Source organism: Serratia sp. DFXYC6 (assembly GCF_057196085.1).
Genome location: NZ_JBXUNV010000001.1, coordinates 971,066 through 989,618, shown reverse-complemented (window position 1 = coordinate 989,618; position 18,553 = coordinate 971,066). Strand labels below are relative to the sequence as shown.

Genomic DNA, 18,553 nt, shown 5'->3' with positions numbered 1-18,553 from the left:
GGCGGCCCACAGGGTTCTTAATTGAGCTGCTGAGCCTGTTCGCTCAGCCTGTTTCGGTTATCGGCAAAAATGAGAAGAACTTGAGGAAAAAAAGCGGCAATGTAGTCAGCATCCAGCGAGCCTCCATTGCCGCCTACCCCTAAATAATTGGCGCCGCTGCGGCGTCAAGAATGACGGGGATTTAGAACAAATCTTTCAGATCGTGGGTGTAAGCTTTCACCGCCTGCTCCCCCGCGCTCTTCATCTGCTGAATCACGCTGACCAGCTTGCTGGCGTACTGCGGGTCGGTGGCATAGCCGGCGCGCTGCAGCGCATGCGCCGCCTGTTCCGGGCTGCGCGCGGCGGCCACGTCGGCGTAGCGCGGGTTGTTGGTCAGCAGTTTGACGTAATCGGCGATCGCCTCGACGTACGAGCCGTAGACGCGGAACTTCGCCTTCACCTTCTTCGCCGCGCCCTGTTCGAACTCGGTGGTGGTGATCTCCGTTACCGGCCCGTTCCAGCTGCCGCCGGCCTTGATGCCGAACAGGTTGTAGCTCGGCGTGCCGTCTGAGGTCGGGATCTCGCGCTGCCCCCAGCCGGACTCCAGCGCCGCCTGCGCGACGATCAGCTGATGCGGAATGCCGCTCTGCTGGCTGGCGACCTTCGCCGGTATCGACAGGCGGGCGACGAAGTTGCCGTTGTTGAGCGACAGCGGCGCGGCGGCCGGCGGGGCTTTCGGCATCGCCCGGCGCACCATCTGCTCCAGCGCCTGGTTCGGCAGCGTTTGCAGCACCTCGTTGTCCAGCGCCATCGGCGACAGGCCCGCGGTTTCACTCGGCACCGCGTTGGCGTTGCTCATCTGCTTGACCATCATGTCGGCCAGCCCCAGCCCTTTTTGCGACATCTGCTGGGCGATTTGCTGATCGTACATCGAGGTATAGAGCCGCGTTTGATCGCTGCTCAATACCCCGTCCTGCGGCAAGGCGGATCGCATGCTTTTCAGCATCATCTGCACGAACATGCCTTCCACCTGCTGGGCCACCTGCTTGAGGTTGCCCTGCGGGTCGGCCGCCGCGTCGCGCTTCAGGCCGTTCAGCGCCAGGGCGTCATAGGCCGCGCCCGACATCGCCATCAGATCGCCGGCCATCAGATGATTTCCAGCTTGGCGCGCAGGCAGCCGGCGCTCTGCATCGCCTGCAGGATCGACATCAGATCGATCGGCGTGGCGCCCAGCGCATTCAGCGCGCGGATCACATTGTTCAGGTTGGCGCTGGCATTCACCTTCTGCAGCGACCCACCCTGCTGTTGCACCGAGATCTGGGTGTTAGGCGTCACCACCGTCTGGCCGCCGCCGAACGGGGTCGTTGGCTGGCTGACAGTGTTCTGCCGATCGACCACCACCGACAGGTTGCCCTGGGCCACGGCGCAAGAATCGAGGATCACATCGCGGTTCATCACCACCGAACCGGTGCGCGAGTTGATGATCACCTTGGCGTCCATCGCGCCGACGTTGACGGTGATGTTTTGAATCTCCGCCAGGAAGCGCACCTGAGAGCTGTTGCCCTGTGGCACCAGCACCTGAATGGTGCGGGCGTCGAGCGGCGTCGCGGTGCCGCCGCCGCGTTGGCGGTTGATGGCGTCGCTGATCTGCTGCGCCAGCGTGAAATCCTCGTCGTTCAGCTGCAGGTTGAGCACCCCGCCGCTGCCGAAGGTGGTCGGCAACTCGCGTTCGATGGTGGCGCCGTTGCTGATGCGCCCGCCCGCCAACTGGTTGACCTGCACGCTGCTGCCGCCGGCCGCCGCGCCCGCGCCGCCCACCAGCACGTTGCCCTGCGCCAGCGCATAAACCTGGTTATCCACGCCTTTGAGCGGCGTCATCAGCAGGGTGCCGCCACGCAGGCTCTTGGCGTTGCCCATCGAAGAAACCACCACGTCGATATTCTGCCCGGCGCGCGAGAACGGCGGCAGTTTGGCGGTCACCATCACCGCCGCCACGTTTTTCAGCTGCATATTGGTGCCCGGTGGCACGGTGATACCCAGCTGCGACAGCATATTGCTGAGGCTTTGGGTGGTGAACGGCGTCTGCATGGTCTGGTCGCCGGAGCCGTCCAACCCCACCACCAGGCCGTAGCCGATCAGGGCGTTGTCTCGCACGCCCTGCACCGTCACCAGATCGCGGATGCGCTCCGCCGCCGCCGGCAAGCACACCAGCCCGACGCACAGCGCGATAAACCATTTTTTCAGCATCAGTCAATCCTTAGAACGGTGAAACATTTAAGAAGAAGCGCTGCAGCCAGCCCATGGTCTGCGCCTCGTTGATATAGCCATTGCCGACGTATTCGATCCGCGCGTCCGCCACCTGCGTCGAGGTGACCGAGTTGTTGCCGCTGATGGTGCGCGGGTTGACGACGCCGGAGAAACGAATGAATTCGGTGCCCTGGTTGATGGCGATCTGCTTTTCCCCCACCACGTGCAGGTTGCCGTTGGCCAGTACCTGGTTGACCGTCACCGTAATGGTGCCGTTGAAGGTGTTGTTGGCGTTGGCGCCGCCCTTGCCGCCGAAGGTGCTGTCGCCGGAAATGTCCATATCGGCGCGCGCATTGCCCAACAGGCCGTCGAGGTAACGCGGCGAGGTGGCGACGCCGAACTTGCTGGCGCCGTTGCGGCTGGCGTTGGCGGAGGAGCTTTTGCTGGCGCTGACGTTTTCCTGCAGCACGATGGTCAGGGTGTCGCCGACGTTGCGCGGCCGGCGGTCTTCGAACAGCGGCTGATAGCCGTAGTTCATCGGCTGCACCGTCTGGAAGATTGAGCCGTTCGGCATCGGCGCGCTGGCCGGCGCGGGCTGCGCCGTGGTCGCGCCGTCCACCAGCGGTTTATGCGGAATATAAGCGCAGCCGCTCAGCGTCAGCATCACCATTCCCGCCAGCCAGCGTTGTCCCTGCCGCGGCAGGATTGCCATCGAATATGTGGTTACCACGGGTATCGCCTTTGTTTCACGAAAGAGAATGACGGGCGCGGCATGCCGGGCCCGTCAAGGACAGATTACAGTTGCGTCAGCTTTTGCAGCATCTGATCGGAGGTCGATACCGCTTTGCTGTTGATCTCATAAGCGCGCTGAGTCTGGATCATGTTGACCAGCTCTTCCGCCACGTTGACGTTGGAGGTCTCCACGTAGCCCTGATACAGCAGACCGGCGCCGTTCAGCCCCGGCGTGCTCTCGTTCGGCGCGCCCGAGCTTTCGGTTTCCTGATACAGGTTCTCGCCCACGCTCTCCAGACCGCTGTCGTTGACAAAGGTCGTCAGCGTCAGTTGGCCCACCTGCTGAGCGGCGGTCTGCCCTTGCTGGGTAACGCTGACGATGCCGTCGCGGCCGACGGTGATGGACAGCGCGTTCGCCGGAATGGTGATCGCCGGCTGCACCTGGAAACCGCTGGAGGTGACCAGCTGGCCGTTCTGATCGATCTGGAACGACCCGTCACGGGTGTAAGCCTGGGTGCCGTCCGGCAACATCACCTGGAAGAAACCCTGCCCCTTGATGGCGACGTCTTTGCTGTTGTTAGTCTGCGACAGGTTGCCCTGGCTGTGCAGGCGCTCGGTCGCCACCGGGCGCACGCCGGTGCCGATCTGCAGACCGGAAGGCAGCGTAGTCTGCTCGGAGGACTGCGCGCCCGGCTGACGCATGGTCTGGTACAGCAGATCTTCAAATACCGCACGCTGGCGCTTGAAGCCGTTGGTGCTGACGTTCGCCAGGTTGTTGGCGATCACGTCCATGTTGGTCTGCTGCGCGTCCAGACCGGTTTTGGCAATCCATAAGGATGGAATCATCGGTTATTTCCTTGCTGCTTAGCTCACTGAGAGCAGTGAGTTGGCACGCTGTTCGTTTTCATCCACGCTGTGGATGACCTTCATTTGCATTTCAAAACGGCGGGCGTTGGCGATCATGTCAACCATGGTCTCCATCGGCTTGACGTTGCTGCCCTCCAGCACGCCGGGCATCACCCGCACCTGCGGATCGTTTTGCAACTGATTGCCGCGCAGCTGTTGGGTTTCCGGCGTCAGGCGGAACAGCCCGTCGTCACCGCGCATCACTTCGCGCGCATCGGCCTTCACCAGCTTCAGGCGGCCAATCTGCGCGATGGTGTTCGGCGGATCGCCGGCGTTCAGCGCCGAAATGGTGCCGTCGGCCGCGATGGTGATCTCCGCCGACGGCGGCACCTCGATCGGCCCGCCGTCGCCCATCAGCGGCATCCCCTGCACCGTCAACTGCCCGGTGGAGGAAATCTGAATGTTGCCGTTGCGGGTGTAAGCTTCACCGCCGCCCGGCAGGCTCACCGCCAAAAAACCATCCTGCTGCAGCGCCACGTCCAGCGGGCGCGCCGTGTAGTTCAGCGCGCCCTGGCTCATGTCGGCGCCCGGCGTCGAGGCAGTCACCAAGGTGCGTGTCGCCAGGCTCGGACCGTCGACCGGCACCGCGCGCAGCGCGGCGAGCTGGGCGCGAAAGCCCGGCGTCGACGCATTGGCCAGGTTGTTGGCGGTAATGGATTGCTGCTCCAGCGTTTGGCGAGCCGCGCCCATCGCGGTATAAATCGCGTGATCCATAACTCGGCCCTATTAGCGCAGGCTAACCAGCGTCTGCAGGATGGAGTCCTGCGTCTTGATGGTCTGGGCGTTGGACTGGTAGTTACGCTGTGCGACGATCATGTTCACCAGCTCCTGGCTCAGATCGACGTTGGAAGACTCCAGCGCGCCGCTGGTCAGCTTACCGAAGCCGCCGCCGCCCGACAGACCAACGCGTGGCTGGCCGGACGCGCCGGTTTCCTGCCAAACGTTATCGCCCTGCGACGCCAGCCCTTCCGGGTTGGAGAAGTTGGCCATGACGATCTGACCCAGCACCTGGGTCTGCTGGTTGGAGTAGATGCCCACCACTGTGCCGTCGTTGTTGATCTGGAAGTTGGTGTATTCACCGGCGGCATAGCCGTCCTGCGCCACCTTGCTCACCGAGTCGCTGCCTACGTTCTGCTGCATGCTGCCGGCGAAGCTCAGGGTGAAGTTTTGCGCCGGCGCGCCGTCTTTGGCGGTCATCGGGATCACCATGCTGAACTCGCCCGGCGCGCCGTTGGTGCTGGTGGTTTTCACCAGATTACCGCTGGTGCTGAACTCCATGGTGCCGGCGTTCACTGGCGCCGCGCTGCCGTCCTGGGTGTAGACCTGCCACTTGTTGTCTTCGGTCTTCACAAAGTAAGCGTTGATGTTGTGCGCATTACCCAGCGAGTCGTAAGCGGTGATGGTGTTGACGTAGTTGTAGCTGTCCTGCTTGGTCGGATCGAAGGTCTTGTTTTCCGGCACTTTATGGGTGGACTTCAGGTTGGCCACCATCTCGCCGGAGGTGGACGCCTTGGCGTTCATCATGCCTTCGGGAATGCTCAGCGGCACCGGGTTGGCGCCCTGCTGGATGGTCGGTGGGGAACCGGCCGCCGGGTAACCGGTCAGCTGCAGGCCCTGCATGTTGGTCAGGTTGCGGTTCTCGTCCAGTTTGAACTGGCCGTTGCGGGTATAGAAGATGCCACCGTCTTTATCCTGCATGCGGAAAAAGCCGTTGCCGTTGATGGCCACATCCAGCGCGCGGCTGGTGCCGGTGGTGGTGCCGCCCTTGAAGTTCTGGGTGATGCCGGACACTTTGACGCCCAGCCCGACCTGCGAACCGGCGAACATGTCGGCAAAGGAGACGCTGCCGGATTTGAAGCCCGCGGTTGCGGAGTTGGCGATGTTGTTACCGATCACGTCCAGGTTGGTTGCTGCCGCGTTCAAGCCGCTGACTGCCTGAGAAAAGGCCATGTTATTCTCCGAATAGTGGTCAGGCTATCGTCCGATTGAGCCTGATGCTTAGGGTTATAAGATCTGTCGCACGTCTTCCAGGGTGGCGTTGCCCGCCAGGCCGAGATCCAGCTTGGCGCCGTTGCCGTCGCGGATCACGCCATTCACCAGCCCGAAGTGCAGGCTGCGCGCCACCAGCTGCTCGCCGTTGCCTTTGGCGTTAATCGCCACTTTGTAGGCGCCGTCGGGCGCGGTGGAGCCGTCATCCAGCGAGCCGTCCCAGGTGAAGGCGTGCACGCCGGCGGTCAGGCCGCCAATTTCAATGGTGCGCACCACCTGCCCGCTGGCGTTGGTGATGGTGGCGGTCACCTGATCGGCGGCGCGCTCCAGTTCCACGCCGAACGGCGTGGTGCTGACCTTGCCGTCCTTGCTGCCGACCAGAATATTGTTGCCCGGCACCATCACGCCGTGACCGATCAGCGCAGTGGCCTGCAGCGACTGGTTGCTGTTGATCTGGCCGGAGATCGACCCCAGCGTGGTGTTAAGCTTTTCGATACCCTGAACGGTGTTGATCTGCGCCAGCTGCGACGTCAGCTCGTTGTTCTGCATCGGATTGGTCGGATCCTGGTTTTTCAACTGCGCGACCAGCAGCGTCAGGAAGCTGTTGTGCAGATCCTGGCTGTTGGTGGTCTTGCTGTTGTTACCGATGACGGTGTTGTCCAACGACTCGTTGGTGGTTGCGGCGATAGCCATGGAAATCTCCGGTTACTGACCCAGCGTCAGGGTTTTCATCATCATCGACTTGGTGGTGTTGAGCACCTCGACGTTGGCCTGGTAGCTGCGGGAAGCGGAGATGGTGTTGACCATTTCCCCCACCACGTCGACGTTCGGCATGCGCACATACCCCTTGGCGTCCGCCAGCGGGTTGCCCGGCTGATACACTAGGCGCTCGGGCGCCGGATCGTCCACCACCTGGGCGACGCGCACGCCGCCGGTCGGCTGCCCTGGCGCCGCCGCGACCTGGAACACCACCTGCTTGGCGCGGTAAGGTTCACCGTCCGGGCCGGTCACGCTGTCGGCGTTGGCCATGTTGCTGGCGCTGACGTTCATGCGCTGGGATTGCGCCGATAACGCCGAGCCGGAGATATCAAAAATATTCAGTAAAGACATGCGCCTTATCCTTGTTGCAGCACGGACATCATCCCTTTGATCTGCCCGTTGAGCAGCGTCAGGTCGGTCTGATATTTCAGGCTGTTATCGGCAAAGTTGGTGCGTTCGCGATCCATGTCCACCGTATTGCCGTCCATCGACGGCTGGTCCGGCACTCGGAACAGCAGATCAAGCTGTGGCGGCTGCAGGGTCTGCGCCGGGATGTGGCGCGCCGCCGTCAGGTTCAGCGCCATGCCGTTGCCGCTGACGCGCCCCTGCTCCAGTACTTTGTTCAATTGGCTGGCGAAATCGATATCTCGCGCCTGATAACCCGGTGTGTCTGCGTTGGCGATGTTGGCGGCCAGAATTTCCTGCCGCTGGGCGCGCAAGTTCAGCGCCTCTTGGCCAAAGCGCAGAGCCGCGTCCAGTTTGTCGAGCATGCTCCCTCCGCGAGGTTAGAATTTGGAGTCGACAGCATAAACGCCCCCTGCGCCACCCTATCGCGGGAATAAACGCAAAATGGGGCGCTATTTATCTGCTTAGCCTGCGCGCGCTGCGGGTACACTTACGCGTATCCCGATGAAGCTTGAGAAGATGACGATGAAAGGTAAAATGCTGCTGCTTATCGGCCTGCTGTGCAGTCTGAACGCGCGCGCCGACGATCTGGCGACGCAAATCGAAAGCTACATCCAAGGCAAGTTCAGCGGCGAACCGGTACAGGTAAAAGTGCGGGTGCGCACGCCGCCGAACCAATGGCCCGCTTGCGAACTGCCGCAGCTGTCGCTGTCGCCCAACGCGCGGATCGGCGGCAACGTCAGCATTTCGGCGCGCTGTGGCCAGGAGCGGCGTTTTATCCAGACGCAGGTGCAGGTGTTCGGCCGCTATCTCGTTTCGGCGCGCGGCATCAGCGCCGGCAGCCGGTTGACGGCGGCGGATCTGGCGTTGAAACAGGGCCGGCTCGATACCCTGCCGCCGCGCGCGCTGACCGAAGCGGGCAAAGCGTTAGGCGCCGTCAGCCTGCGCAACATCAGCCCCGGTCAGCCGCTGACCCTCGCCATGCTGCGCCGCGCCTGGATTATCAAGGCTGGGCAACCGGTGCAGGTCAACGCACAGGGCGAAGGATTCAGCATCAGCGGTGCGGGTAAGGCGATGAACAACGCCGCCGCCGAAGACAGCGTGCGGGTACGCATGGCCTCCGGACAGATCGTCAGCGGCGTGGTCGGGGACGACGGCGCGATCCGCATTACGTTATAAAAAAGTAAAGGTTCCGCCAACCTTGCCGATAAGACAAATCAAGCAGCATTTTATTGGCCACCAGGGCCGCAACACTTTCATTGCAGCGTCGTCGCCCGCGAGCGGCGACGGCGTAAACGGAGATGGACCATGAGTATCGATCGCACCCAGCGGTTACAGCCGGTTTCCACTGTGCAACCGCGTGAAACCCCGGCCGACAACCCGCTCCAGCCGCGCAAGGCCGCCGTGGCCGAAACCGCCGTCAGCGGCACGCAGGTCAAACTGAGCGAGGCGCAGGCGCGCCTGATGCAGCCGGGCACCCAGGATATCGATATGGGTCGGGTCGAGGCCATCAAACAGGCGATCCGCAACGGTGAACTGAAGATGGACGCCGGCAAAATCGCCGATGCGCTGCTGCAAGACGCGCAGAGCGATGTTCAATGGATCGCCGGACGCGACTGACAGCACGCGGCGAATAGCGGTAAAGGATAAGTCATTACTATGGAAAAGCTGGCACAACTGCTGGATAAACTGTTGGAAACGTTGCAGGCGCTCAATGGTGTGCTGGAGGAAGAGCACGACTTGCTGTGCTCCGGCCAGTTGCCGGGCGTGGCCTTGCAGCGCGTCACCGATGCCAAAAGCCAACTGCTGGCGACGGTCGCTTATCTCGAGCAACAGCGCCTGGGGCAGGAAAAAACCTGCGGGCAACGCGCCCCCTATGCCAGCCAAGCGCCCCTGGCCGATCGTTGGCAGCGCGTTCAATTGCTGAGCCAAACGCTGCGCGAAAAGAACCAGCACAACGGTCTGCTGCTCAATCAGCAGATCGACCATAACGCTCAGGCGCTGGCCATCCTCAGTAAAAACAACAAATCGCTGTATGGCCCGGACGGCCAGTCGCACGCCGGCAGCCTGCTCGGCAGAAAAATCGGCGTTTGACCTGACTCATTTGCCCGGTGAGCCTATCACCGGGCATGCGTTCACCGGCTTCTGCGCATCCCGTCGCATTTTCTCCCTATCACTCTTTGAATTCACTTAAGGCTTTGCGTCAGGCTGCGCATGGCGTGAATTTGGCTGTTTCTTTCTCTTTGGCCTCTTGTCACCCTGTGGTTATTTTTAAACCACTTGAAATATACCCTTAGAGGGTATAGATTCGCAGGGAGAGCGAATGGCCGACATTTATCTCACCAAAACCTTTCAGGGTTTTGCCGCACGCGAGCGCATTAGCGACGCCACGATAGTGAAAGCGGCGCGAGAGATGCAACATCAGCTGTACGATGCCAATCTTGGCGGTTGCGTATACAAAAAGCGCATCGCTCGGGCTGGTGCGGGCAAACGTGGCGGCTATCGGGTACTGATCGTTTTTCGCGATGAAGACCGCCTGTTTTTTATGCGCGGCTTTGCCAAAAGTGAGAGAGAAAACATCAGTGCGGATGAGTTACAAGGATTGAAACATCTGGCTGCGCTGTATCTGGATTATTCGCCATTCAGACTCTACCAGCTGGTCAACAACAAGGAATTACGGAGGCTAAGCGATGAGTAAAATTCTTGCCGAGATCCACCAGGAAGTTCAGGGCCTGCATCGCGCCGGTTTCGTCGATGACGTGACCATGCGCACCTTCGACATGCTGTGTCTGCGGCCGGTGAAACAGTTCGGGCCGGCCGAGATCCGCGCGCTGCGCGAACGGGAAAACGTCAGTCAGCCGGTGTTTGCGCTGTATCTCAACGTCAGCAAAAAAGCGGTGCAGAAATGGGAGCGCGGCGAAGCGCAACCGAACTCCGCCGCGATGAAACTGCTGACGCTGGTGGAACGCAACGGCCTGCAAATTCTGGCCTGATGTTACTGATAATTGACGATCACCTGATTGCCAATCACCCGCAGCGGCGGATTCAGCCCGCCTTGCGACTGCACGTAATAGACAAAGCGCAATTCCGCATTGGCCGGTTCGCCCTGCAGACCGTTGCTGCTGCCGCTGCCGCCGCCCAGCGGAATACAGCGGTTTACCGTGCAGAGCTGGGCCTGCAGCCCCACCGGTTCCGGCCCCAGCAAACGGTAGCGCCAGCTGACGCTGGTGATGCGCGCATGGGCATCCGGCAGCGCGTTCGGCGGCCGCAAAGCGGCGGATTCATCGCGCATCCCGCCCTGTTCCAGCGTGACCCCCGCCCCTTCAGCCACCCAGGAGCCGGACACCGCGCCGGCGGCGAGCGGAGCCAGCAAACAAAATACGAACAGACAGCGTTTCATCAGGCCGCTCCGATGGTCGAGGTCATGCGAATCTGGCGATCGTCGTTGATCTCCAGATTGGACAACACCACGATCTGCGGCAGGCTGCGACGCAGGAAGCGCGCCAGCAAGGCCCGCAGCGCATGGTTGACCAGCAGCACCGGCGGCGCGCTGAGCATTTCTTGCCGCTGCAACGCCTGGCGTGCCTGATCCAACAGACGATCGGCCAGCCCCGGCTCCAGGCCGCCGCCGCCCTGCAACGCCTGCAGCAACAGACGCTCTAACTGGGTATCCAGGCCGATAACCTGAATCTCGCCGTTGCCCGGGAACCACTGCTGCGTGATCGCCCTGCCTAGCGCCACTCGCACCACGGTGGTCAATTCATAAGGATCGCTCTGCGCCGGGGCGTGTTCCGCCAGCGTTTCGACGATGGTGCGCATATCGCGAATGGAAACGCGCTCGGCGAGCAGATTTTGCAGCACTTTGTGCAGCGTCGTCAGCGACACCACGCCCGGCACGAAGTCTTCGGTCAGCTTCGGCATCTCCTGCGACACGCGATCCAGCAGCTGTTGGGTCTCCTGGCGGCCAAACAGCTCGCTGGCGAACTGGCCGATCAGGTGATTGAGGTGTGTCGCCACCACGGTGCTGGCCTCCACCACGGTAAAGCCCTGGATCTGCGCCTGCTCGCGCAAGGCGCTGTCGATCCATACCGCCTCGAGCCCAAAGGCCGGATCGACGGTTTTGTCTCCCGCCAGCTCGCCTACGGCATTGCCGGGGTTGATCGCCAGCCAACGGCCCGGCTGCGCTTCACCGCTGCCGATCTCGACGCCTTTCATCAGGATACGGTAGCTGGCAGGCGGCAGTTCCAGGTTGTCGCGAATGTGCACCACCGGCGGCAGATAGCCCATGTCCTGGGCGAATTTCTTGCGGATGCCGCGGATACGGCCCAGCAGTTCGCCGTTCTGCTGAAAATCGACCATCGGAATCAGCCGGTAGCCCACCTCCATCCCCAGCGGATCTTCCAACTGCACGTCGGCCCAGCTGGCTTCGGCGGCCTGCGGATTCTCCGGCATCACCGGATCTTCCACCGTTTTCGGCGCCTGTTGTTCACGGCCGCGCAGCCACCAGGCGAGGCCCAACAGAGCCGCGGTAAACAGCAGGAACACCAGGTTCGGCATGCCCGGCACCAGGCCCAGCAGCCCCAGCACCCCGGCGCTCAGCAGCATCACGCGCGGATTGTTGAACAGCTGGCCCACCATCTGCTCGCCGACGTCCTGATCGGTCGCGACGCGGGTGACGATGACGCCGGCGGCGGTGGAGATCACCAATGCCGGGATCTGCGCCACCAGGCCGTCACCGATGGTCAGCAGCGTATAGCTTTCCGCCGCCGCCCCCAGCTCCATGCCGTGTTGCACCACGCCGACCAACAGGCCGCCGACTACGTTCAGCACCATGATCATCAGGCCGGCGATGGCGTCGCCGCGCACGAATTTACTGGCGCCGTCCATCGAGCCGTAAAAGTCGGCCTCCTGGGTCACTTCGGCGCGGCGTTTCTTCGCTTCGTCTTCACCGATCAGGCCGGCGTTCAGATCGGCGTCAATCGCCATCTGTTTGCCCGGCATGCCGTCCAGCACGAAACGCGCGCCCACTTCGGCGATACGCCCCGCACCTTTGGTGATGACCATAAAGTTAATCAGCACCAGGATGATGAACACCACGATGCCGATGGCGAAGTTGCCCCCCACCAGGAAGTGGCCGAAGGCTTCCACCACGCGGCCGGCGGCGGCGGAGCCGGTGTGCCCCTCCAGCAAGATGATGCGTGTCGACGCGACGTTGAGCGACAAACGCAGCAATGTGGAGAACAGCAGGATGGTCGGGAAGGCGGCGAATTCGAGCGTGCGCTGGGTGAACATCGCCACCAGCAGCACCATGATCGACAGCGCGATGTTGAAGGTAAACAGCAGGTCGAGGATAAACGCCGGCAACGGCAACACCATCATCGACAGGATCAGCAGGATCAGCACCGGGCCGGCCAACACCTGCCACTGCGTATCTTTAAAATTGCCCGGCAAACGAAGCAGGGAGGCCAAATTAGCCATCAGAGTCACTCTCTTTTGCAAAATCCAGTGCTTCCGGCACCGGTAAACGTTCAGGTTTTTTCGGGATCAGGCCGCCCTCGCGCCGCCAGCGGCGCAGCTGGTACACCCAGGCCAGCACCTCGGCGACCGCGGCATACAGGGTGGCCGGAATATGCTGGCCGATCTCGCTGTGCCGATACAGCGCGCGCGCCAGCGGCGGCGCCTCCAGCATCGGGATGCGGTGTTCCGCACCGAGTTCGCGAATGCGCAAGGCGATTTCGCCGGCCCCTTTGGCCAGCACTTTCGGCGCACTCATTTTTTTGTCGTTGTACTGCAACGCGACGGCGTAGTGCGTCGGGTTGGTGACGATCACGTCCGCCTTGGGCACGTCGGCCATCATGCGGCGCCGGGCGATCGCCCGCTGCTGCTGACGAATGCGTCCCTTGACGTGCGGGTCCCCTTCCTGGTCTTTGAACTCGTCGCGAATATCCTGCTTGGTCATCTTCAGCTTCTTGAAGTGACTCCACAGCTGATAGAACACGTCGAACGCCACCATCGGCGTCAATCCCAGCACGACCAGAAAGCCACAGAACAGAATCATCTGCAGCGCGTTGCCCAGCGCATCGAGCGGCTGCTGAGTCATCAGATGCAGCATCGCCGCCCAGTTGTGCCACAGATAGAGGCCGGTCACCCAACCGACCAGCGTCGCTTTCAGGATCCCTTTCAGCAGCTCGGCCAGCACCTGGCTGGAAAAGATGCGCTTCAACCCGGATAGCGGGTTCAGCCGCTTCAAATCGAACTTGATCGACTTGCCGCTGAACAAGATGCCCCCCAGCAACATCGGCGCGGCGAGCGCCACCAGCACCAGCCCCGCCATGATCGGCAGCAGCGCCAGCACCGCCTGGCGCAGCAGCATGCCCAATTGGCGCAGCATCTGTTTATCGTTGCTGACCATGCCGTGATCGAAGTTCAGACCTTGCGTGAGCATCGCCGCCAGCTGTTGCGCCATGTTGCTGCCGGACATCAGGATAATCGCCAGGCCCGAGAGCAGCATCAGTACCGAGGTCAGCTCGCGCGAGCGCGGGATCTGGCCGTCTTCACGCGCCTTTTCCAGCCTGTGGGGCGTGGGGGCCTCGCTTTTTTCCAGATCGCTGTCTTCAGCCACGAAACGCCGTTCCTGTGTCGGGAGGGTAAAGAATGGCGGTCAGCATGCCAAAAAATTGGCGATGTCATTGGGGGAACAACGGGGAAAAAGGCGGGTTATTTAGGGGATGAGACCAAAACGACGTGGCTTGTTGTCGGGGCGCGCCGTCGCGCGCCCCGAAAGGCCTCAGAAACCGAGGCTGTCGAGCAGATCGTCGACCTGCGCCTGATTGGCGATCACGCCGACGCCGTTCTGGTCGAGCTGCGGGCCGTTCAGCAGGCTGTCGTTCGGCCGTTTTTCCTTCACCGGCTGCTCCGGCATGTTTTCCATCAGCACCATCAGCAGCTGCTTTTCGATCTCCTGTACCACGTCCATCATGCGCTTGATCACCTGACCGGTCAGATCCTGGAAGTCCTGCGCCATCATGATCTCCAGCAGCTGGGCGTTGGTGAAAGCCGTATGGCCCGGCACCTGATCCAGATACTGGCGCGTGTCGTTGACCAGAGAACGCGCGTCGTCCAGTTCGATGGGATTGGCGAACCACTCGTCCCAGCGCCCTTTCAACGCGTTGGCGCCGGATTCCAGCTCCGCCTGGCGCGGTTGCGCCGCCTCTACGCAGTTCAACGCCCGTTCCGCCGCCTGCGCCGTCATGGTTACGACATAGTCAAGACGGTCGCGCGCATCCGGGATCGCCTCTGCCGCCTGGGCGATCGCCTGATCGAGCCCCAGTTCGCGCATGCTGTCGCGCAGCATTCGGGTCAGTTGGCCGATGCGGGAGATGATCTCTCCCGCGGTCGCTGCATCGCTGGCAGGCATTGGAATGTCTCTCATCGCCCTCTCCTTACATGCCCAATTTTTCAAAAATCTTGTTGAGCTTTTCTTCCAGCGTCGCCGCCGTAAATGGTTTTACTACATAACCGCTGGCGCCGGCCTGCGCCGCCGCGATGATATTTTCTTTCTTGGCTTCCGCGGTCACCATCAGTACCGGCATCGCGGCCAGCGCGCTGTCGGCGCGGATGGTTTGCAACAGCTCAAGCCCGTCCATGTTCGGCATGTTCCAGTCGGACACCACGAAGTCGAAACCGCCGGCGCGCAGCTTGTTCAGCGCATCCGCGCCGTCTTCAGCTTCTTCGACGTTGTTGAAGCCCAGCTCTTTGAGCAAATTTCTGACGATGCGGCGCATGGTGGAAAAATCGTCCACAACCAGAAATCTGAGGTTCTTGTCTGCCATTGTTACTCCTGAAATAGTTAACCGTTTAATGATGCAACACCGCAGGCCGCCGCACGGCGAACCTGGGTCATATCGCCGCCGGGAAGACCCTGCGGACTGAAATCAAATGCGCAATGCCTGGCCGCCGGCGATCTGCGCCAGCATGCGCTGGCTCATTCTGTCCAGCTCGACCACTTCGCTGACGCCGCCGCTGGCGATCGCCTCGCGCGGCATGCCGAACACCACGCAGCTCGCCTCGTTCTGCGCCAGGGTATAGGCCCCGGCGCGGTGCATCTCCAGCATCCCCGCCGCACCGTCGTTGCCCATGCCGGTGAGGATCACCCCCACCGCATTGCGGCCGGCGTATTGCGCCACCGAGCGGAACAGCACGTCGACCGAGGGGCGATGGCGGTTGACCGCCGGGCCGTCATGCAGCTTCACCTGATAGTTGGCGCCGCTGCGCGTCAGCTCCAGATGGCGGTCCCCCGGCGCGATATAGGCGTGGCCCGGCAGCACGCGCTCGCCGTCCTCCGCTTCTTTCACCGTGATCTGGCACAGCTTGTTCAGCCGCTCGGCGAACGAACGGGTGAAACCCGGCGGCATGTGCTGGGTGATCAGCAGCGCCGGGCTGGTAGCCGGCAGCGGCTGCAGCACCTGGCGGATCGCTTCGGTGCCGCCGGTGGAGGCGCCGATGGCGATCAGTTTTTCACTGCTCAGCAGCGGCGCATGGCTGAGGATCGCCGGCGCCGGGCTGCTGGAGCGCTGAGGCAGGCGCGCTCTGGCCGCGGTGCGGATCTTCTCGGCAATCAGCTCGCTGTAGGCCAACATGCCCTCGCGAATGCCGAGTTGCGGTTTGGTGACGAAATCCACCGCGCCCAGTTCCAGCGCGCGCAGCGTGATTTCCGAGCCTTTGCCGGTCAGCGAAGAGACCATCACCACCGGCATCGGCCGCAGGCGCATCAGCTTCTCGAGGAAATCCAGCCCGTCCATGCGCGGCATCTCGACGTCCAGCGTCAGCACCTGAGGATTAAATTTTTTGATCAGATCGCGCGCCACCAGCGGATCCGGCGCGGTCGCCACCATTTCCATGTCGGGATGGCCGTTCACGATTTCCGTCATCAGCTGGCGCATCAGTGCTGAATCGTCTACGCATAACACTCTGATTTTACCCATTACCTCTCCTTGGTCAGCCCATACACGGTCTGCCCACGCAAGTAGAAATCCCGGCTGATCTGGCTGAAATTCTCGGAGTGGCCGGCGAACATCAGCCCCCCCGGCTTAAGCAAGGGAACGAAGCGGCGCAGGATGCGCTCCTGCGTCGCCTTATCGAAATAGATCATGACGTTGCGGCAAAAAATGGCGTCGAATTGCCCCGGCAGCGCCCACTCCGGCGCCAGCAGATTCAGCGGCTGAAAGTTCACTCGCGCCGCCAACTCCGGCCGCACGCGCACCAGCCCCTGATGCGGACCGGTGCCGCGCAGAAAATAGCGCTGCATTTGGGTCGGCGTCAGGGTGCGCAGATCTTCCTGGCGGTAAACGCCCGCCTCCGCTTTTTCCAGCACCTGCGTATCGATGTCGCTGGCCCAGACCTGGCAACTGCCGGCCCGCTGCCCCAGGGCATCGCTCAGCGTGATGGCGATCGAATACGGCTCTTCGCCGGTCGAGGCCGCGGTGCTCCAGACGCTGTAGCCGTTCGGCCGCGAGCGCGCATGCTCCGCCAGGATCGGGAAGTGATGCGCCTCGCGGAAAAATGCCGTCAGGTTGGTGGTCAGCGCGTTGATGAACGCCTGCCACTCCGCGCTGTTCGGATCGCTTTCCAGCAGCGCCAGATAATCGCCGAAATCGTGCAATCCCAGCAGCCGCAACCGGCGCACCAGGCGGTTGTAAACCATCTCGCGCTTATGCTCCGCCAGCACGATGCCGGCGCGTTGATAAATCAACTGGCTGATACGGCGAAAATGCACGTCCGACAGCGGCAGGCGCTGCACCATTTGCGTCAACATCGACGCAGTATCCCGGTTAGAAGTTGACGGCGCCTGTTTCATGCCGCCTCACCGGAGTAAAACGTGCTGCTTATGCGGTTTGACAATCTTGGGCTTCCTTTACCACGGGTGAAACTGCGTTGTTGCTGTTACCTGGCGCGACGAAGTTATCGTCCGCCAGACGGAATACCGCGACCGCGTCGGCCAGGGTAATGGCCTGCTCTTCCAGCGCGGTGGCGGCAGAAGCGGATTCTTCCACCAGCGCGGCGTTCTGCTGGGTAACCTGATCCATCTGGGTCACCGCCTGCGTCACCTGCTCGATGCCGCGGCTCTGTTCATCCGAAGCCGACGCGATCTCGCCCATGATGTCGGTGACGCGCGTCACCGAACGCACGATGTCCTGCATGGTGGCGCCGGAATTTTCCACCAGCACCGAGCCGTGTTTGACGCGGCTGACCGATTCGTCGATCAGCACCTTGATCTCTTTCGCCGCCTGCGCGCTGCGGCTCGCCAGGTTGCGCACTTCGCCGGCGACCACGGCGAAACCGCGCCCCTGTTCACCGGCGCGCGCCGCTTCCACCGCCGCATTGAGCGCCAGAATGTTGGTCTGGAAGGCGATGCCGTCGATTACGCTGGTGATGGCGCCGATTTTCTGCGAGCTGTTGGCGATATCGTGCATGGTGGTGACCACGTCCCCGGCCAGTTCGCCGCCCTTGGCCGCGGTGGCCGAAGCGTCGCGCGCCAGCTGAGAGGCCTGCCGCGCATTGTCGGCGTTCTGTTTCACCGTCGCGGTCAGCTGTTCCATGCTGGCGGCGGTTTCTTCCAGCGAAGCGGCCTGCTGCTCGGTGCGGGAAGAGAGATCGTTATTGCCTTCGGCGATCTCCTGCAGGCCGATCAGAATCGACTCCGCACCGTCGCGCACCGCGCCGACGGTACCGATCAGTGACTGCTGCGTGCGTTGCAGGCTGGCGAACAACATGCTGATTTCATTGCGGCCATACACCTGAATCGGCGTCGCCAAATCGCCGGCGGCGATGCGCTCAAAGTGGCTGCGGATTTGGTTCAGCGGCTGTACCAACATGGTGCGCAACCACCACATGGCGCTGCCGGTCACCACGATCAGCATCAAGACCGCCCCCGCCAGCATCAGGCCCGCCAGCGTGAAGGAGAATTGGTTGGCGTCTCGAGCCTCGCTGATGTCACCGTTGACCAACTGCAGGTACTGCACGAAGTCAGCCTCAAACAGGTCCTGGGTTTTCTGCGTCGGCTGATCCATAAACGCCTGCAGCTCGCCCTTTTCCAGGAAACCGATCAGTTCACGCAGTGCGCCGCGCAGCCGCTCGTAGCTGGCCTTGGTGGTGGCCGTCTGCTGGTTCTGCTGTTCACTGCTGCGTTCAACCGCCATAAACTGATTGAAATAGAGATCGGCCTTCTGCAGCGAACTGCGGGCGCTGCTCATCAATTCGTTCACCTGCTCCTGCGGCAGTTTCAGCGCCGCGCGGGTGCCGGCGCGGTTCAGCGTATTGCGCGCCTGCAACAGCGACACCCAGCTCAGGCTGAGCGAATCGCGCTGCTGGCTGCCGAGGGTGATGATGTCGAGGTTGTGGTTATCGGAACGAAACGCGGAATACGACAGGCCGCTGCTGGCCAACTGCAGAACGCAGAAGGTCATCAACAACAGGAACAAGCTGGTAGAGATACGGATTCGGTTAAACACTGTGAACCTCCTTGCAGCCGGCCGGC

The 18,553-nt window shown here is 62.1% G+C and carries 22 protein-coding genes; 5 read left to right on the top strand and 17 right to left on the bottom strand.

Annotation, left to right across the window (positions count from 1 at the left end; genetic code table 11):
- Window positions 1–181: 181 nt before the first annotated feature.
- The 9 genes from flgJ to flgB form a co-directional block, all read right to left on the bottom strand.
- Window positions 182–1,126, bottom strand: a complete 945-nt coding sequence (gene flgJ, locus AC2CGQ_RS04865) for a flagellar assembly peptidoglycan hydrolase FlgJ (RefSeq protein ID WP_484593503.1) — start codon at window positions 1,124–1,126, stop codon at window positions 182–184.
- The gene (locus AC2CGQ_RS04860; protein WP_004934816.1) at window positions 1,126–2,226 is read right to left on the bottom strand and encodes a flagellar basal body P-ring protein FlgI; all 1,101 of its coding nucleotides are present in this window, start codon (window positions 2,224–2,226) and stop codon (window positions 1,126–1,128) included. The genes flgJ and AC2CGQ_RS04860 overlap by 1 nt, the downstream gene beginning before the upstream one ends.
- 10 nt (window positions 2,227–2,236) lie before the next feature.
- Window positions 2,237–2,938, bottom strand: a complete 702-nt coding sequence (gene flgH, locus AC2CGQ_RS04855; RefSeq protein WP_004934817.1) for a flagellar basal body L-ring protein FlgH — start codon at window positions 2,936–2,938, stop codon at window positions 2,237–2,239.
- An 83-nt stretch (window positions 2,939–3,021) separates the two neighbouring features.
- Complete coding sequence (gene flgG / locus AC2CGQ_RS04850) at window positions 3,022–3,804, bottom strand: flagellar basal-body rod protein FlgG (RefSeq protein ID WP_004934819.1); 783 nt, start codon at window positions 3,802–3,804, stop codon at window positions 3,022–3,024.
- An 18-nt stretch (window positions 3,805–3,822) separates the two neighbouring features.
- Window positions 3,823–4,578 carry a flagellar basal body rod protein FlgF gene (locus tag AC2CGQ_RS04845; RefSeq protein WP_015378254.1) on the bottom strand — a complete coding sequence of 252 codons (756 nt, stop codon included), beginning with the start codon at window positions 4,576–4,578 and terminating at the stop codon, window positions 3,823–3,825.
- Between the two features lie 12 nt (window positions 4,579–4,590).
- A complete protein-coding gene (gene flgE / locus AC2CGQ_RS04840) occupies window positions 4,591–5,814 on the bottom strand; it encodes a flagellar hook protein FlgE (protein WP_015378255.1) in 1,224 nt (407 codons plus the stop codon).
- 54 nt (window positions 5,815–5,868) lie between these two features.
- The gene (gene flgD, locus AC2CGQ_RS04835) at window positions 5,869–6,546 is read right to left on the bottom strand and encodes a flagellar hook assembly protein FlgD (RefSeq protein WP_004934824.1); all 678 of its coding nucleotides are present in this window, start codon (window positions 6,544–6,546) and stop codon (window positions 5,869–5,871) included.
- A gap of 12 nt (window positions 6,547–6,558) precedes the next feature.
- Window positions 6,559–6,963: a flagellar basal body rod protein FlgC gene (flgC, locus tag AC2CGQ_RS04830; protein ID WP_004934826.1), complete on the bottom strand. Its 405-nt coding sequence runs from the start codon at window positions 6,961–6,963 to the stop codon at window positions 6,559–6,561.
- A gap of 5 nt (window positions 6,964–6,968) precedes the next feature.
- Window positions 6,969–7,382, bottom strand: coding sequence for a flagellar basal body rod protein FlgB (gene flgB, locus AC2CGQ_RS04825; RefSeq protein ID WP_015378256.1), 414 nt, complete (start codon window positions 7,380–7,382; stop codon window positions 6,969–6,971).
- Window positions 7,383–7,542: 160 nt separating this feature from the next.
- Here flgB and flgA point away from each other — a divergent pair, with 160 nt between their 5' ends.
- The 5 genes from flgA (at window position 7,543) to AC2CGQ_RS04800 (ending at window position 10,010) form a co-directional block, all read left to right on the top strand.
- Window positions 7,543–8,196, top strand: coding sequence for a flagellar basal body P-ring formation chaperone FlgA (gene flgA / locus AC2CGQ_RS04820; RefSeq protein WP_484593502.1), 654 nt, complete (start codon window positions 7,543–7,545; stop codon window positions 8,194–8,196).
- 129 nt (window positions 8,197–8,325) lie between these two features.
- Window positions 8,326–8,637 (top strand): flagellar biosynthesis anti-sigma factor FlgM, encoded by a 312-nt coding sequence (gene flgM / locus AC2CGQ_RS04815; protein WP_004934832.1) that lies wholly within the window; start codon window positions 8,326–8,328, stop codon window positions 8,635–8,637.
- A gap of 39 nt (window positions 8,638–8,676) precedes the next feature.
- Entirely contained in the window at window positions 8,677–9,111 is a 435-nt protein-coding gene (locus AC2CGQ_RS04810; RefSeq protein WP_004934835.1) for a flagella synthesis protein FlgN, read from the top strand.
- Window positions 9,112–9,340: 229 nt separating this feature from the next.
- Window positions 9,341–9,715 carry a type II toxin-antitoxin system RelE/ParE family toxin gene (locus AC2CGQ_RS04805; protein ID WP_004934837.1) on the top strand — a complete coding sequence of 125 codons (375 nt, stop codon included), beginning with the start codon at window positions 9,341–9,343 and terminating at the stop codon, window positions 9,713–9,715.
- Window positions 9,708–10,010, top strand: coding sequence for a helix-turn-helix domain-containing protein (locus AC2CGQ_RS04800; RefSeq protein WP_015378258.1), 303 nt, complete (start codon window positions 9,708–9,710; stop codon window positions 10,008–10,010). The genes AC2CGQ_RS04805 and AC2CGQ_RS04800 overlap by 8 nt, the downstream gene beginning before the upstream one ends.
- Window positions 10,011–10,012: 2 nt before the next feature.
- On the opposite strand, the gene AC2CGQ_RS04795 is transcribed toward AC2CGQ_RS04800, so the two are convergent.
- The 8 genes from AC2CGQ_RS04795 to AC2CGQ_RS04760 all read right to left on the bottom strand — a co-directional run bounded on the left by AC2CGQ_RS04795 (window position 10,013) and on the right by AC2CGQ_RS04760 (window position 18,527).
- Window positions 10,013–10,417: a flagellar protein FlhE gene (locus tag AC2CGQ_RS04795; RefSeq protein ID WP_015378259.1), complete on the bottom strand. Its 405-nt coding sequence runs from the start codon at window positions 10,415–10,417 to the stop codon at window positions 10,013–10,015.
- Window positions 10,417–12,495 (bottom strand): flagellar biosynthesis protein FlhA, encoded by a 2,079-nt coding sequence (gene flhA / locus AC2CGQ_RS04790; protein WP_021504090.1) that lies wholly within the window; start codon window positions 12,493–12,495, stop codon window positions 10,417–10,419. Before flhA ends, AC2CGQ_RS04795 begins: the two co-directional genes overlap by 1 nt.
- Window positions 12,488–13,639 carry a flagellar biosynthesis protein FlhB gene (gene flhB, locus AC2CGQ_RS04785; RefSeq protein ID WP_015378261.1) on the bottom strand — a complete coding sequence of 384 codons (1,152 nt, stop codon included), beginning with the start codon at window positions 13,637–13,639 and terminating at the stop codon, window positions 12,488–12,490. The genes flhA and flhB overlap by 8 nt, the downstream gene beginning before the upstream one ends.
- Window positions 13,640–13,804: 165 nt before the next feature.
- A complete protein-coding gene (gene cheZ, locus AC2CGQ_RS04780; protein ID WP_004934858.1) occupies window positions 13,805–14,449 on the bottom strand; it encodes a protein phosphatase CheZ in 645 nt (214 codons plus the stop codon).
- A 10-nt stretch (window positions 14,450–14,459) separates the two neighbouring features.
- Window positions 14,460–14,849, bottom strand: coding sequence for a chemotaxis response regulator CheY (gene cheY / locus AC2CGQ_RS04775; protein WP_004934862.1), 390 nt, complete (start codon window positions 14,847–14,849; stop codon window positions 14,460–14,462).
- 102 nt (window positions 14,850–14,951) lie between these two features.
- Window positions 14,952–16,001, bottom strand: a complete 1,050-nt coding sequence (locus tag AC2CGQ_RS04770) for a protein-glutamate methylesterase/protein-glutamine glutaminase (protein WP_099982185.1) — start codon at window positions 15,999–16,001, stop codon at window positions 14,952–14,954.
- Window positions 16,001–16,873, bottom strand: a complete 873-nt coding sequence (gene cheR, locus AC2CGQ_RS04765; RefSeq protein ID WP_025159837.1) for a protein-glutamate O-methyltransferase CheR — start codon at window positions 16,871–16,873, stop codon at window positions 16,001–16,003. Before cheR ends, AC2CGQ_RS04770 begins: the two co-directional genes overlap by 1 nt.
- A gap of 28 nt (window positions 16,874–16,901) precedes the next feature.
- A complete protein-coding gene (locus AC2CGQ_RS04760; RefSeq protein ID WP_004934871.1) occupies window positions 16,902–18,527 on the bottom strand; it encodes a methyl-accepting chemotaxis protein in 1,626 nt (541 codons plus the stop codon).
- Between the last annotated feature and the right edge of the window lie 26 nt (window positions 18,528–18,553).

Excerpts from the sequence above, each read along its gene's own strand:
- flgJ (WP_484593503.1), bottom strand. The coding sequence starts at position 1,126 with ATGGCCGGCGATCTGATGGCGATGTCGGGCGCGGCCTATGACGCCCTG.
- AC2CGQ_RS04860 (WP_004934816.1), bottom strand. The coding sequence starts at position 2,226 with ATGCTGAAAAAATGGTTTATCGCGCTGTGCGTCGGGCTGGTGTGCTTG.
- flgH (WP_004934817.1), bottom strand. The coding sequence starts at position 2,938 with ATGGCAATCCTGCCGCGGCAGGGACAACGCTGGCTGGCGGGAATGGTG.
- flgG (WP_004934819.1), bottom strand. The coding sequence starts at position 3,804 with ATGATTCCATCCTTATGGATTGCCAAAACCGGTCTGGACGCGCAGCAG.
- AC2CGQ_RS04845 (WP_015378254.1), bottom strand. The coding sequence starts at position 4,578 with ATGGATCACGCGATTTATACCGCGATGGGCGCGGCTCGCCAAACGCTG.
- flgE (WP_015378255.1), bottom strand. The coding sequence starts at position 5,814 with ATGGCCTTTTCTCAGGCAGTCAGCGGCTTGAACGCGGCAGCAACCAAC.
- flgD (WP_004934824.1), bottom strand. The coding sequence starts at position 6,546 with ATGGCTATCGCCGCAACCACCAACGAGTCGTTGGACAACACCGTCATC.
- flgC (WP_004934826.1), bottom strand. The coding sequence starts at position 6,963 with ATGTCTTTACTGAATATTTTTGATATCTCCGGCTCGGCGTTATCGGCG.
- flgB (WP_015378256.1), bottom strand. The coding sequence starts at position 7,382 with ATGCTCGACAAACTGGACGCGGCTCTGCGCTTTGGCCAAGAGGCGCTG.
- flgA (WP_484593502.1), top strand. The coding sequence starts at position 7,543 with ATGAAAGGTAAAATGCTGCTGCTTATCGGCCTGCTGTGCAGTCTGAAC.
- flgM (WP_004934832.1), top strand. The coding sequence starts at position 8,326 with ATGAGTATCGATCGCACCCAGCGGTTACAGCCGGTTTCCACTGTGCAA.
- AC2CGQ_RS04810 (WP_004934835.1), top strand. The coding sequence starts at position 8,677 with ATGGAAAAGCTGGCACAACTGCTGGATAAACTGTTGGAAACGTTGCAG.
- AC2CGQ_RS04805 (WP_004934837.1), top strand. The coding sequence starts at position 9,341 with ATGGCCGACATTTATCTCACCAAAACCTTTCAGGGTTTTGCCGCACGC.
- AC2CGQ_RS04800 (WP_015378258.1), top strand. The coding sequence starts at position 9,708 with ATGAGTAAAATTCTTGCCGAGATCCACCAGGAAGTTCAGGGCCTGCAT.
- AC2CGQ_RS04795 (WP_015378259.1), bottom strand. The coding sequence starts at position 10,417 with ATGAAACGCTGTCTGTTCGTATTTTGTTTGCTGGCTCCGCTCGCCGCC.
- flhA (WP_021504090.1), bottom strand. The coding sequence starts at position 12,495 with ATGGCTAATTTGGCCTCCCTGCTTCGTTTGCCGGGCAATTTTAAAGAT.
- cheZ (WP_004934858.1), bottom strand. The coding sequence starts at position 14,449 with ATGAGAGACATTCCAATGCCTGCCAGCGATGCAGCGACCGCGGGAGAG.
- cheY (WP_004934862.1), bottom strand. The coding sequence starts at position 14,849 with ATGGCAGACAAGAACCTCAGATTTCTGGTTGTGGACGATTTTTCCACC.
- AC2CGQ_RS04770 (WP_099982185.1), bottom strand. The coding sequence starts at position 16,001 with ATGGGTAAAATCAGAGTGTTATGCGTAGACGATTCAGCACTGATGCGC.
- cheR (WP_025159837.1), bottom strand. The coding sequence starts at position 16,873 with ATGAAACAGGCGCCGTCAACTTCTAACCGGGATACTGCGTCGATGTTG.